Source organism: Aquitalea pelogenes (assembly GCF_001515305.1).
Classification (GTDB): domain Bacteria; phylum Pseudomonadota; class Gammaproteobacteria; order Burkholderiales; family Chromobacteriaceae; genus Aquitalea; species Aquitalea pelogenes.
Map to the genome: position 1 here is coordinate 49,575 of NZ_LNQV01000004.1, position 12,892 is coordinate 62,466.

General features: G+C 58.9%; 15 protein-coding genes and 1 pseudogene. 3 read left to right on the top strand and 13 right to left on the bottom strand.

The genetic code is table 11. The features are described from left to right. Positions 1-16: 16 nt before the first annotated feature. The 13 genes and pseudogenes from pdxJ to rpoE all read right to left on the bottom strand — a co-directional run bounded on the left by pdxJ (position 17) and on the right by rpoE (position 10,389). Positions 17-742 carry a pyridoxine 5'-phosphate synthase gene (gene pdxJ / locus AWT75_RS02675; protein ID WP_062787187.1) on the bottom strand — a complete coding sequence of 242 codons (726 nt, stop codon included), beginning with the start codon at positions 740-742 and terminating at the stop codon, positions 17-19. A gap of 22 nt (positions 743-764) precedes the next feature. Beyond that, a complete protein-coding gene (gene recO, locus AWT75_RS02680; protein WP_045847956.1) occupies positions 765-1,496 on the bottom strand; it encodes a DNA repair protein RecO in 732 nt (243 codons plus the stop codon). Continuing rightward, on the bottom strand, positions 1,493-1,810 hold the full coding sequence (locus tag AWT75_RS02685) for a hypothetical protein (RefSeq protein WP_062787041.1): 318 nt from the start codon (positions 1,808-1,810) through the stop codon (positions 1,493-1,495). Before AWT75_RS02685 ends, recO begins: the two co-directional genes overlap by 4 nt. Then, positions 1,810-2,700, bottom strand: coding sequence for a GTPase Era (gene era / locus AWT75_RS02690; RefSeq protein ID WP_045847954.1), 891 nt, complete (start codon positions 2,698-2,700; stop codon positions 1,810-1,812). Before era ends, AWT75_RS02685 begins: the two co-directional genes overlap by 1 nt. Beyond that, entirely contained in the window at positions 2,697-3,407 is a 711-nt protein-coding gene (gene rnc / locus AWT75_RS02695) for a ribonuclease III (RefSeq protein WP_045847953.1), read from the bottom strand. Before rnc ends, era begins: the two co-directional genes overlap by 4 nt. Before the next feature lie 5 nt (positions 3,408-3,412). Further along, a complete protein-coding gene (locus AWT75_RS02700; protein ID WP_045847952.1) occupies positions 3,413-3,769 on the bottom strand; it encodes a DUF4845 domain-containing protein in 357 nt (118 codons plus the stop codon). Positions 3,770-3,790: 21 nt separating this feature from the next. Further along, positions 3,791-4,752, bottom strand: a pseudogene (gene lepB, locus AWT75_RS02705) (signal peptidase I). Further along, entirely contained in the window at positions 4,753-6,546 is a 1,794-nt protein-coding gene (gene lepA / locus AWT75_RS02710; protein WP_045847951.1) for a translation elongation factor 4, read from the bottom strand. Between the two features lie 65 nt (positions 6,547-6,611). Beyond that, on the bottom strand, positions 6,612-6,851 hold the full coding sequence (locus AWT75_RS02715) for a glutaredoxin family protein (RefSeq protein ID WP_045847950.1): 240 nt from the start codon (positions 6,849-6,851) through the stop codon (positions 6,612-6,614). Continuing rightward, positions 6,848-8,263: a DegQ family serine endoprotease gene (locus tag AWT75_RS02720; RefSeq protein ID WP_062787045.1), complete on the bottom strand. Its 1,416-nt coding sequence runs from the start codon at positions 8,261-8,263 to the stop codon at positions 6,848-6,850. The genes AWT75_RS02715 and AWT75_RS02720 overlap by 4 nt, the downstream gene beginning before the upstream one ends. 94 nt (positions 8,264-8,357) lie before the next feature. Beyond that, positions 8,358-9,314, bottom strand: coding sequence for a MucB/RseB C-terminal domain-containing protein (locus AWT75_RS02725; protein ID WP_062787049.1), 957 nt, complete (start codon positions 9,312-9,314; stop codon positions 8,358-8,360). After that, the gene (locus AWT75_RS02730; protein ID WP_062787052.1) at positions 9,314-9,787 is read right to left on the bottom strand and encodes a sigma-E factor negative regulatory protein; all 474 of its coding nucleotides are present in this window, start codon (positions 9,785-9,787) and stop codon (positions 9,314-9,316) included. The genes AWT75_RS02725 and AWT75_RS02730 overlap by 1 nt, the downstream gene beginning before the upstream one ends. A 2-nt stretch (positions 9,788-9,789) precedes the next feature. Further along, entirely contained in the window at positions 9,790-10,389 is a 600-nt protein-coding gene (gene rpoE / locus AWT75_RS02735; RefSeq protein WP_045847946.1) for an RNA polymerase sigma factor RpoE, read from the bottom strand. Positions 10,390-10,631: 242 nt separating this feature from the next. Between rpoE and prpB the strand changes: the two genes are divergently transcribed. Genes prpB through prpC form a run of 3 tightly spaced genes read left to right on the top strand, consistent with a single transcriptional unit; the run spans position 10,632 to position 12,880 of the window. Next, complete coding sequence (prpB, locus tag AWT75_RS02740) at positions 10,632-11,513, top strand: methylisocitrate lyase (RefSeq protein ID WP_045847945.1); 882 nt, start codon at positions 10,632-10,634, stop codon at positions 11,511-11,513. Continuing rightward, positions 11,491-11,739 (top strand): hypothetical protein, encoded by a 249-nt coding sequence (locus AWT75_RS21180; RefSeq protein WP_153013219.1) that lies wholly within the window; start codon positions 11,491-11,493, stop codon positions 11,737-11,739. Before prpB ends, AWT75_RS21180 begins: the two co-directional genes overlap by 23 nt. Continuing rightward, the gene (prpC, locus tag AWT75_RS02745; RefSeq protein ID WP_059287001.1) at positions 11,732-12,880 is read left to right on the top strand and encodes a bifunctional 2-methylcitrate synthase/citrate synthase; all 1,149 of its coding nucleotides are present in this window, start codon (positions 11,732-11,734) and stop codon (positions 12,878-12,880) included. The genes AWT75_RS21180 and prpC overlap by 8 nt, the downstream gene beginning before the upstream one ends. Positions 12,881-12,892 lie beyond the last annotated feature (12 nt).

A 12,892-nucleotide genomic window follows, 5' to 3' on the forward strand; every position in this document is an offset into this window, starting at 1 on the left:
CCGCTCCTGTCCTGCTTCAGCCACGGGCTTCCTGCATCAGGGCTTTCATGTCGCGCACGGCGCGATCCAGGCCGACGAACACCGCCTGACCGATGATGGCATGGCCGATGTTCAGCTCGGTGATTTGCGGAATGGCGGCAATCGGCTTGACGTTGTGATAATTCAGTCCGTGACCGGCATTCACCACCATGCCCAGCTCGGCGGCAAAGGCGGCCGCACCGCGGATGCGTGCCAGTTCCGCTTCGCGTTCAGCGGCATGCACGGCATCGGCGTAGGCGCCGGTGTGCAGCTCGATCACGCGGGCGCCGGCTTCGAAAGCCTTGCTGATCTGCGCGCGGTCCGGGTCGATGAAGATGGACACCCGGATACCGGCCTGTTGCAGGGTTTCGGTGTAATGACAGACATCTGCATAGTGGCCAAGCACATCCAGGCCGCCTTCAGTGGTGACTTCTTCACGCTTTTCCGGCACCAGGCATACGTCTTCCGGTGCCACGGCCAGCGCATTGGCCAGCATTTCCGGTGTCATCGCCATTTCCAGGTTCATGCGGGTCTTGATGACCTGACGCATGGCCACCACGTCGGCATCCTGGATGTGACGGCGGTCTTCGCGCAGATGCAGGGTAATCAGGTCGGCACCGGCGGTTTCCGCTACCAGCGCCGCTTCGATCGGGCTGGGGTAGCGGGTACCGCGCGCCTGGCGCAGGGTGGCAACGTGGTCGATATTCACACCAAGCAAAATCATGTTCAGCTCCTGTTGGCAGGCCTCAGTCGGCAATGGCGTTGACGGCCTGCAAGAGTTCACGCGAGGCAAATGGCTCCTCGCCCAGCAAATCGGTCAATAGCAGCCGCAGCAGGCTGCGCGCTGCACGGCGGGTGCTGATGGCAGTGTAGTTGTCTGCCTCGATGGCCAGCAGCTCACTGCCTGGCAGGCGCAGAAAGGGCCCTGTCGGGTCGAATCCGGCATCGCGCTCGGGCAAGGCACCGCCACGGCACAGGTAGAGGGCTGCGGCGTCGATGGCAGCGCCGTGCTGGTCGCAGGCGAAGCTGCCAGCATAGCCCAGCGCCTGCAATAGCCGCAATTCGTAACGTCGCAAGGTGGCGGACAGGGAGTCGGCCAGCGCCAGCGCCCTGACCGCCTGGTCGTAGACGGCGAAGGCACGCGGCTCGGCATCGTCACGGGCGGTGAGCTTGAGCATCAGCTCGTTCAGGTAAAAGCCGCAGATCAGGCGCATGCCGGCCAGTTGTGGTACCCCTCCATTCCATTCAGCCGTGTGCAGGGTACGTACCTCGCCTTTGCCGAACCAGGACAGGGTAAGTGGCTGAAACGGCAGCAGGACGCCGCGCACATCGGCACGTGGCCGGCGCGCGCCGCGCGCCACCATGGTGAAGCGGCCATGCTGCGGCGTCAGCACTTCCACCAGCAGGCTGGTTTCCCGGTAGGGTTGTGCATGCAGCAAATACGCCGCCTGACGGTCCACCCTGCCTTGCTGGCTCATTTCTTCATTCCGGAACCAACATCCGCAGGCGGGCTGATGCGGTCGATCTGCAGGGCAAATTGCAGCGCGTCTTCCCGGCTTCCAACACGGGACAGCAACTGCTCGGCATGCATGCGCCAGGCGGCGATGGCATCCACATTGTCCCAATAGCAACGGGTGAAGGCCTTGCCGCTGTCATCCTGTACGGAATCAGCACCCAGATAGCCCGCTTGCAGGCTGGCCAGGCGCAACATGCGTCCGGTCAGGTCCGCCGGGCTGGCGGGTGCAGAAAAAATCACCGCCCAACAGGGCGGCTGTGAAGAAGCGTGCAACATCAGTTCAAGCCGAATTCCCGCAGGAAGCGTACATCATCGGCCCAGCCGGATTTCACCTTCACCCACACTTGCAGGAATACCTTGCCGTCAAACAGCTTTTCCATGTCCAGACGGGCTTCGGTGGAAATTTTCTTCAGCTTCTCGCCGCCTTTGCCAATCACGATGGGCTTCTGGTTTTCCTTGTCCACCAGAACGGCAATGTGGATGCGGCGCAGCGCACCGTCCATCTCGAACATTTCCACTTCCACGTTCATTTCGTAAGGCAGTTCTTCGCCCAGATAGCGGAACAGCTTTTCGCGCACGATTTCGGCCGACAGGAAACGCTCGCTCTTGTCGGTCACCATGTCGTCCGGATACAGCGGCATGGATTCCGGCAGATGCGGACGCACCTTGTCCAAGAGTTCGCTCAGGCGCTGGCCGTGCTTGGCGCTGACCACTTCGCAATCGGTAAAGGGGAATTCCGCACGCACGCCATCGATGAATTCCTGCAGCAACAGCTTGTCCTTGACCTTGTCCAGCTTGTTGATCACCAGGATTACCGGCGTATGTTTTGGCAGCAGCGCCATCACTTCGCGGTCGGCCGCGCTGATGCGCATGGCTTCCAGAATGAACAGCACACAGTCCACGCTACCCAGCGAATCCTTCACGCTCTTGTTGAGCGTTTCGTTGAGCGCGCCCTTGTGGAAGGTCTGGAAACCCGGCGTATCAACAAAAATGAACTGGGCATTGTCTTCGGTATGAATGCCATTGACCCGGTGACGCGTGGTTTGCGCCTTTTTCGAGGTGATGCTGACTTTCTGGCCGATGAGGTGATTCATCAGCGTGGACTTGCCCACATTCGGGCGGCCCACGATGGCTACAAAGCCACAGTGATATGCGTGTTCTGTCATGCGTGTTTCTTGCCTGTGGCCAGTTTTTGTTCAAGGAGCAGCAAGGCGGCTTCCGCTGCCTGCTGTTCTGCGGCGCGGCGGCTGCCGCCTTCGCCCTGCGATTCGATCATCAGTTCGCCCAGATCGCACAGCACCTTGAACCATTGTTCGTGGGCTTCGCCGGTCTGGCCAAGAATGCGGTATTTGGGCAGGGGCCATTTGCGCGCCTGCAAGGCTTCCTGCAGGCGGGTCTTGGCGTCCTTGGCATGCTTGGTGGGGTCGATGGCGGCCACGCGGCTGCCATACAGCCGACGTACCACCTGTTCGGCATGCTGGAAGTCGGCATCAAAGCTGACCGCCGCAAACGTGGCTTCCAGCGCATCCGCCAGTATGGACGGACGGTTGAAGCCGCCGCTTTTGAGTTCGCCCTCACCCAGATACAGGTAGTCACCCAGCTTCAGTTCGTGGGCGATTTCCGCCAGGGTGTTCTGGTTGACCAGATTGGCCCGCAGTCGCGACAGCTCACCCTCGCTCAGGCGGGGGAACTGGTCGAACAACATGCGCGCCACGGTGTAATTGAGAATGCTGTCGCCAATGAACTCGAAACGTTCATTGTTGGACGCGGCAAAGCTGCGGTGCGTCAGCGCCTGACGCAGCAGATCGGGCTTCTGGAATGAATAATCCAGCGCCTCGGACAGGCGCCGGAATCGGGTATCAACATGGTTCACGGTAGTTACTGAGGTGTCTGTCCAGCCTGGGTATCAAAATCGAAGGCCAGGCTGACATTGGCAAACAGCGGTACTTCGCGCCGGTAGGCGGCACGAACGAACACACTGTTGCTGGTGGTAATGATGGTGAGGTTTTCCGGCTTGATCGAGGAAATGTCGCCCACCATGGCATGGTTCATGAACTCACGACGCAAATCGTACTCGCTCTTGCCGGTTTGCCCGGCCATGGCCGTCACTGCCTTGCGCACTTCGGCATACTCTTTGTATACCGGCAGCACCTTGCCTGCCAGCAGGAAACCTGCGCCGACAAACAACATGATGACCAGAACAGAAATGACTGACAAACCGTGCTGACGCTGCATGTGAGTCCCCATGACTTGGTATTAGTGGATGCTGGTGCCGATGCGTGACAGGGCGCCGAAGTTCATCCAGATCAGGAAAGCCTTGCCCACCATCAGCTTGTCGTCAACAAAGCCCCAGTAGCGGCCATCCAGGCTGTTGTCCCGGTTATCGCCCAGCATGAAGTAATGACCGGCCGGCACCTTGCAGACAAAGCCGTTGTCATCATACTGGCATTGGTCACGGTAAGGGAATTCTGCCACCTGCCCCAGTGCCACTACCGGTGCATCCGGAATGTTCAGGACCTTGTACGCCTTGCCATCCATCACTTCCTTGAACTGGTCGTTGTGAATGGTGCCCAGGCTTTGTTCAAGATAGTCATAAGTGCCGTCTTTTTCATCCGGCACTGCCTTGCCATTGATGGTGAGACGCTTGTTGCGGTATTCCACCACGTCACCGGCCACACCAATCACACGCTTGATGTAGTTGACCTTGGGGTTGGGCGGATAGTTGAACACCACCACGTCCCCACGGCTGACCTTGCCCACCGGCACGATCACGTTGTTGAGCACCGGCACACGGATGCCGTAGGCAAACTTGTTGACCAGGATGAAGTCACCCACCACCAGCCCCGGACGCATGGAGCTGCTGGGAATCTGGAAGGGTTCCACCAGGAAGGAGCGCAACAGGAACACCACCAGGATGACCGGAAAAAACCCGCGCGAGTATTCAACGAAATGCCCTGCTTCACCGGCACGTTTCTTTGCCAGCACAAACTTGTCCAGCGCCCAGACCACACCGGTCACCAGCACGAACACCAGCATCACCGCGGTGAAGCTCATGTAGTTGGACAACAGGCCAAAGCCACCGATGACCAGGGCCAGATAGCCCCACTGCACCGATACCGGCCAGTCTTTCTGGCGACTTCACGCTGGCCGCCAAAAGCAATCAGCATGCCGCCGACAATCACGGCAACGATAAATACCCAGAACAGGTTTTCGCCCACTTATTTGTCCCCTACTTGAAGAATGGCCAGGAATGCCTCTTGCGGAATTTCCACATTACCCACCTGTTTCATCCGCTTCTTGCCTGCCTTTTGTTTTTCCAGCAGCTTTTTCTTACGGGTGATGTCACCGCCGTAGCACTTGGCCAGCACGTTCTTGCGCAGCGCCTTGACGGTTTCACGCGCAATGATATGCCCGCCGATGGCTGCCTGCACAGCGATGTCGAACATCTGGCGCGGAATCAGTTCGCGCATCTTGGACACCAGCTCGCGACCACGGTAAATACTGGAGGCACGGTGCACGATCAGGCTGAGCGCATCCACTTTCTCGCTGTTTACCAGCACATCCAGCTTGACCAGATCAGAGCACTGGAATTCCTTGAACTCGTAATCCAGCGAGGCATAACCACGGCTGGTGGACTTGAGCTTGTCAAAGAAGTCCATCACCACTTCGTTCATCGGCATGTCGTAAGTCAGCATCACCTGACGGCCCAGGTACTGCATATTGCGCTGTACGCCGCGCTTCTGGGTACACAGGGTGATCACCGCGCCCACATAATCCTGCGGCACCAGGATGTGCGCCGTGATGATGGGTTCGCGGATTTCCTCGATCTTGCCCGGATCCGGCAGGCGCGACGGGTTTTCCACCTGGATGATGCTGCCATCCTTGAGCACCAGCTCGTACACCACGGTGGGTGCCGTGGTGATCAGGTCCATGTCGAACTCGCGTTCCAGACGTTCCTGCACGATTTCCAGATGCAACAGGCCAAGGAAGCCACAACGGAAACCAAAGCCCAGCGCCTGCGACACTTCCGGCTCGAACTTGAGCGAGGCGTCGTTCAGTTGCAGTTTTTCCAGCGCATCGCGCAGCGCTTCGTAATCGTGGCTTTCCACCGGGTACAGACCGGCAAATACCTGGGACTGCACTTCCTTGAAGCCCGGCAGCGGCTCGGTGGCCGGCGTTTTCATCAGCGTGATGGTATCGCCCACCTTGGCCGATTTCAGTTCCTTGATACCGGCAATGATGAAGCCCACTTCACCGGCGTTCAGCACTTCGCGCTGCACCGACTTGGGCGAGAACACGCCCACCTGCTCCACCAGATGCTCGGCACCGGTGGCCATGAACTTGATCTTGTCCTTGGGACGTACCTGACCGTCCTTGACGCGCACCAGCATCACCACGCCGACATAGTTGTCGAACCAGGAGTCGATGATCAGCGCCTTGAGCGGGCCATCCGGGTTGCCTTCCGGCGGCGGAATCTTGCTGACCACGGTTTCCAGGATGTCTTCAATGCCGATGCCGGACTTGGCCGAGGCACGGACGGCATCAATCGCTTCAATGCCGATGATGTCCTCGATTTCCTGTGAGACACGCTCGGGTTCGGCCGCGGGCAGGTCGATCTTGTTCAGCACCGGCACCACTTCCACGCCCAGGTCGATGGCGGTGTAGCAGTTGGCCACGGTCTGCGCTTCCACGCCTTGCGAGGCATCCACCACCAGCAGTGCGCCTTCGCAGGCGGACAGCGAGCGGGAAACCTCATAGGAGAAGTCCACATGCCCCGGGGTGTCGATCAGGTTCAGGTTGTATACCTGACCGTCGCGCGCCTTGTAATGCAAGGCTGCCGTCTGGGCCTTGATGGTAATGCCGCGCTCTTTCTCGATATCCATCGAGTCGAGCACCTGGGCACTCATTTCACGCAGTTCGAGGCCACCGCAAAACTGGATGAAGCGGTCGGCCAGGGTCGATTTGCCATGGTCGATATGGGCAATGATCGAGAAATTTCTGATATGTTTCATCGGTATCCAGCAAAAAGATAAGGGCACGCTGGCGTGCCCTCGAACAACTCACACTGGCGCGGATTTTAGCCGATTTCGCCCAAATGTGCAGCCAAAGCAGGAATATCCAGATGCCAGTGACAAATCTCCTGTTCACCATCCATCAAAACCGGCACCAGTTCGTTGAATCTGGCCTCCAGTTCGGGGTCTGCATCCACATCCACCACATCCAGCGCAAAGCCGTGCCGGTCTTGCCACGGCTTGAGTTCCGCCAGCATCTGATGGCACAAACTGCAGTACTCCCGGAAATACAAAGTCAGCTTCATTCTTCTCCACCAATGCTCAAGGGCACAAACAGGGTGATGCCCTGACGCCAGAGCTGCAAGGCCAGGGTACTTCCCTTGGGCGCAGCAGTGACCGCCGCCTTGAACTGGGCAAAACTACCCAGCGCCTCGCCACCCAGACCAACAATCACGTCACCCGGCTGAATGCCGGCACGGGCCGCAGCACCACCCACCCGCTTCACCTGCAAACCGTACTTGACCCCCACCTTGGCCAACTGGGCAGGCGTCAGCTCCTGCAAGGCAAGGCCCAGCTGCTTCATGTTCTGCGCATCCGGCACCGCTTGCGGCGAACGGTACTCGCGCTGAGCGGTACGGGCGTCTTCGGTTTTCAGCTCTTCCGGCACCACGGTCAGCTTCTGCATGGCACGATTACGCCACACTTCCAGCACCACTGGCTTGCCCGGACGAATCGCACCAATCAGGCGCGGCAAGTCAGACGAAGAGTCCACGGCCTGTCCGGCAACGGAGAGGATGATATCACCGGTTCGCAGCCCTGCCTTCTCGGCCGGACTTTTTTTCTCCACATCATTCACCAGCGCACCAGCCGGCTTGGCCAGGCCAAAGGAAGCGGCCAGATCCTTGTTCAGCTCCTGGATTGCCACGCCAATACGACCGCGACTGACCTTGCCGGTGGCCTTGAGCTGATCGGCCACATTCATGGCCACATCAATCGGAATGGAGAAGGAAATACCCATGAAGCCACCGGAACGGCTGTAGATCTGGGAATTGATACCGATCACTTCACCCTTTAGATTGAACAGCGGGCCACCGGAATTGCCCGGATTCACCGCCGCATCGGTTTGCAGGAAGGGGACAAAATTCTCATCCGGCAGCAGGCGATTCTTGGCCGAGACAATGCCGGAAGTCACCGTGTTTTCAAAGCCGAAGGGCGAGCCGATGGCCAGCACCCACTCGCCAACCTTCACGTCGGCCATGTTTCCCAGCCGCACCACCGGCAGGTTCTTGGCATCAATCTTGAGCAAGGCCACATCGGTGCGTGCATCGGAACCAATCACCTTGGCCTTGAATTCACGCTTGTCGGTCAGGGTGACGGTAATCTCGTCCGCCCGCGCCACCACGTGGGCATTGGTCAGCAGATAGCCATCCGGCGAAATGATGAAGCCGGAGCCGAGCGAACGCTCCTGTCGCTCTTGCTGCTGTTGCGGGGCAAAACGGCGGAAGAATTCGAAGAATGGATCGCCCTCCATGCCTTCGGGCATGGCACTGACATTCTGCTTGATGGTGGATGTGGTACTGACGTTGACGACAGCACGCCCTTCCGTTTCAACAATACGGGTGAAGTCAGGCAAATCAGCCGCCAGGGCAGCCGCAGGTTGGACAGTGAATGCAGAAGCCGCCAGCATGGCAGCAACGATCAGCTTTTTGATCGACATGGTCGCTCCATCTTGATGTGGTTTGCACAGAAAACAGCGGAGAAGCTTAAAGTGGCCGACCTCCCCGTCCAGGGCGGGAAGGTCGGCGGCACCATCATGGCTTGAGAGTGATCTTGAGGTTCCTGATCATCGCCAGCATGGTCGGTTCGGGCAGATCGCCCACCAGGGTGACCAGATAGTCCCCCTGTATCGCCGTGGCCATATTGACCGCGCCATGCAGATTAACCGCACGTTCGGCACGGCTGTCGCCCTGCGGCTCGATGAACAGCGACAACATTACCAAACCGTCGCTATACACCATGTGCCGCACCGTACGCTCCGCCTGACCAGGCAGGCTGCGCTGCACCGCACGCAACAGCTTGAAGCCGCCCGGCATGCCGGTAACTTCAGACGGCGCGTCGGCATCCAGCGTCATCTGCGGCGCACTGGCGCTGCGCAATACATAGCTCAGCTTGTATTGCGGCTTGAAGGCTGCACGGTCTTTCGGGCCTTGCAATTCGACTTCGGTAAAAGTGAACTGCTCCACCGGCTCTCCGGCGGCATTTTGCGTGATGACCTTCAGCGGAAGATTGCTGACCGGATCGACACACATGCGCAAGGCGTAACGCTTGCTGTCCTTGGGCTTGAGGTCCAGCCAGCTGCAGTCACGCTGCGCCACCCGGTCCTTGCCACCATGCTTCAGCGTGTAGGACTGGGCGATATTGCTGATGTCGTCGGGCAAAATGGCCGGAAACAGGCGCATGGCGCTGACCTTGGCCGCCCCCAGCGACTTGGCATCCGGCGCATAGCAGACCAACTCGAAACCCTTGCGGATGATTTCGCGCGACGGGCCATCCAGCGAGGTGCGTTTTTCCTGGATGTTGTCACCAGAACCGGCACGCACAATACGGTAGGTTTCCAGAGAGGCATTCATCTGATGCAGGTAGGTGCCGCTCAGTGGCAATTGCCTTGCCGCTGCCGCGGTTTTTTTTACCACCAGCCAATCATCGTCCGCGTGAGCCAGTACGGCCACCCCCATCAGACAAACCCCGGAGAGCTGTGTCAGACGCATCAGTGGCGGACTCCATTCCCGTAAGCAACCTTGACAACGCTCTGGTCAGCAGTCATTTCCTGATGGGCCGCCAGATACAGGTCGTCATGCTCCTGGGCCGACTGTACCGCTGCCACCGGCACACCCCGGTCCGCCACTGCGGAATCGGCATTGCCATGCGACAGCTGCTGCCAGCCGACCACAGCGGCAAAACTCACGCTGGCGGCCAGCGCCACGGCACCCGCCCGGCGCGACCGGATTGGCGCAAACCAGCGACGCGGCGCCATTACCGTGGGCTCAGCAGCCAGACGCGTGGCAACACGCTGACGCACATTGACACTCACATGGGAATTGTCACGCATGGCATCCCCGATCAGGTGGTAGGCATCCCACACCTGCTTGAGCTCCTCTTCTTCCGTGATGGCTTTGATTGTTCTGTCTGCGAGCTGCCCGTCCAGCTCGCCATCCATCAGTGCAGATAATTTTTCTTTCATACCTACCACCTTTTGTTTTTTGCCGTATCCAGCAATGGCCTCAACTCGGCAGCAATAGCCTCCCGCGCACGGAAAATACGCGAGCGGACGGTGCCGATGGGACAATTCATTACCTGTGCAATCTCTTCGTAGGACAGTCCGTCCATCTCCCTGAGGGTGATGGCGGTTCTGAGTTCCTCCGGCAAAGCCTGCACGGCACTGTTCACTGTCGTCACGATTTCCTTGTTCATCAGCTCGGTTTCGGGCGTATTCATGTCGGGAACTTGCGACGCCAGGTCGAAGCTCTCGCCATCTTCGTCTTCAAACTCGCTGTTCACCACCGGACGACGCCCGGCTGAACTGAGGAAATTCTTGGCAGTATTGATGCCGATTCGGTACAGCCATGTGTAAAACGCGCTCTCGCCACGGAAAGATGGCAAGGCGCGATACGCTTTGACGAATGCTTCTTGCGTCACATCTTCGATGTCGGCGCCGTCGCGAATGAAACGTGACAAAAGTCTGGCCAGACGACGCTGATATTTTCCAACAAGCAGGTCGAAAGCTCTTTTTTCACCTCGCTGGGCACGCTCCACCAACTGTTGATCGATCTCACGATCACTCATGTCGTTGTAATGCTCCCTGAATTGTCCACTGGTTTAGTTGTGTGTACTGCTGTGTGAACACAACGCTAGACAGTGCTCGTGCAATGAGTTCCCCCGAGCTTTGCTGCCCGGAAACATAGCAGACCTTGCGCAAAAGCTGAAACTTTCCTCCGTACAGAATGAGGCCATAGAGCATTTGCACTCCAACCAAGCACTTGCTAGAATGACCCCAACATCACCCGGATCAACACAAGGACCCAGCCATGAGCACACCCGGTCAACGCTTCCGTCTCGCCGTAGAACAAGAAAAGCCGCTGCAGGTTGTAGGTGCAGTCAACGCCTATGCAGCACGTTTGGCCGAACACTCTGGCTTCAAGTCCCTGTATCTGTCGGGCGGCGGCGTGGCTGCCTGCTCCTGCGGCATTCCGGACCTGGGCATCACCACCCTGGAAGACGTGCTGATTGATGTGCGTCGCATTACCGACGTGACCGAACTGCCGCTGCTGGTGGATATCGATACCGGCTGGGGCGGCGCTTTCAATATTGCCCGCGCCATCCGCAGCCTGGAAAAAGCCGGTGCTGCTGCCGTCCATATCGAAGACCAGGTACAGCAAAAGCGCTGTGGCCATCGCCCGAACAAGGCGATTGTCAGCCAGGAAGAAATGGTAGACCGCATCAAGGCCGCCACCGATGCGCGCAAGGATGACAGCTTCGTCATCATGGCCCGTACCGATGCGCTGGCCGTGGAAGGACTGGATTCCGCCATCGAACGCGCCGTGGCCTGCGTGGAAGCCGGTGCCGACATGATTTTCCCGGAAGCCATGACCGATCTGGCCATGTACAAGCAGTTTGCCGAAGCCGTGGGTGTACCGGTGCTGGCCAACATCACCGAGTTTGGCTCCACCCCGCTCTACACCACACAGGAGCTGGGCGAAAACGGGGTGTCGCTGGTGCTGTACCCGCTGTCCGCCTTCCGCGCCATGAGCCAGGCCGCACTGAATGTGTACGGCGCGCTGCGTCGCGACGGCACCCAGAAAAATGTGCTGGACCTGATGCAGACCCGCATGGATCTGTACGAACACCTGGGCTACCACAGCTACGAGCAAAAGCTGGATGGGCTGTTTGCCGAAGGCAAAAACAAGTAACTGTCTGCCGAAGGCAAAAACAAGTAACGGTCCGCCGAAGGCAAAAACAAGTAAGTATCTGCCGAAGGCAAAAACAAGTAAGTATCTGCCGAAGGCAAAAACAAATAACTGCCTGCCACCAGCAAGACTGGCAGCAAAACCAATCAGTCAGGCAGCCCCGCGCAGCCTGACCATGCGCACAACAGTAAAACCAGAGAAATTGTCCAAGGAGAAATGGCATGACTGAAGTGGTTCTGACTGGCAAGCCGAAGAAATCGGTCGCCCTGTCCGGCGTTGCCGCCGGCAATACCGCCCTGTGCACGGTTGGCCGTACCGGTAACGACCTGAGCTATCGCGGCTATGACATTCTGGATATCGCCGATCAGTGCGAATTTGAAGAAGTCGCCTACCTGCTGGTGCACGGCAAGCTGCCGAACAAGGCCGAGCTGGCAGGCTACAAGCAAAAGCTGAAAGCCCTGCGCGGCCTGCCGCAAGTGGTGAAGAGCGTGCTGGAAGCCCTGCCCGCCTCCGCCCACCCGATGGACGTGATGCGCAGCGGCGTGTCCGCCCTGGGTTGCACCCTGCCGGAAAAGGACGACCACAATATCGCCGGTGCGCGTGACATCGCCGACCGCCTGATGGCTTCCTTCGGCTCCATGCTGCTGTACTGGTACCACTTCAGCCACAACGGCAAGCGCATTGACGTGGAAACCGACGACGACTCCATCGGCGGTCATTTCCTGCACCTGCTGCACGGTGAAAAGCCGTCCGAGCTGTGGGTGAAGGCGATGCACACCTCGCTGATCCTGTACGCCGAGCACGAATTCAACGCCTCCACCTTTACCAGCCGCGTGATTGCCGGTACCGGTTCGGACATGTACTCCAGCATTACCGGTGCCATTGGCGCGCTGCGCGGCCCCAAGCACGGTGGTGCCAATGAAGTGGCGTTTGAAATCCAGAAGCGTTACGACAATCCGGATGAAGCCGAGGCTGACATCAAGGCCCGCGTGGAACGCAAGGAAGTGGTGATTGGCTTTGGCCACCCGGTTTACACCATCTCCGACCCGCGCAACAAGGTGATCAAGGAAGTGGCGCGCAACCTGTCCGCCGCCGCTGGTGACAGCAAGATGTTCGACATTGCCGAGCGCCTGGAAAGCGTGATGTGGGACATCAAGAAGATGTTCCCCAACCTGGACTGGTTCTCCGCCGTGTCCTACCACATGATGGGCGTACCGACTGCCATGTTCACCCCGCTGTTCGTGATTGCCCGTACCAGCGGCTGGAGCGCACACGTGATCGAGCAACGCATTGACGGCAAGATCATCCGCCCGTCGGCCAACTACACCGGCCCGGACGATCAGGCTTTCGTGCCGCTGGCACAACGCTGATGGTCAGGGGAG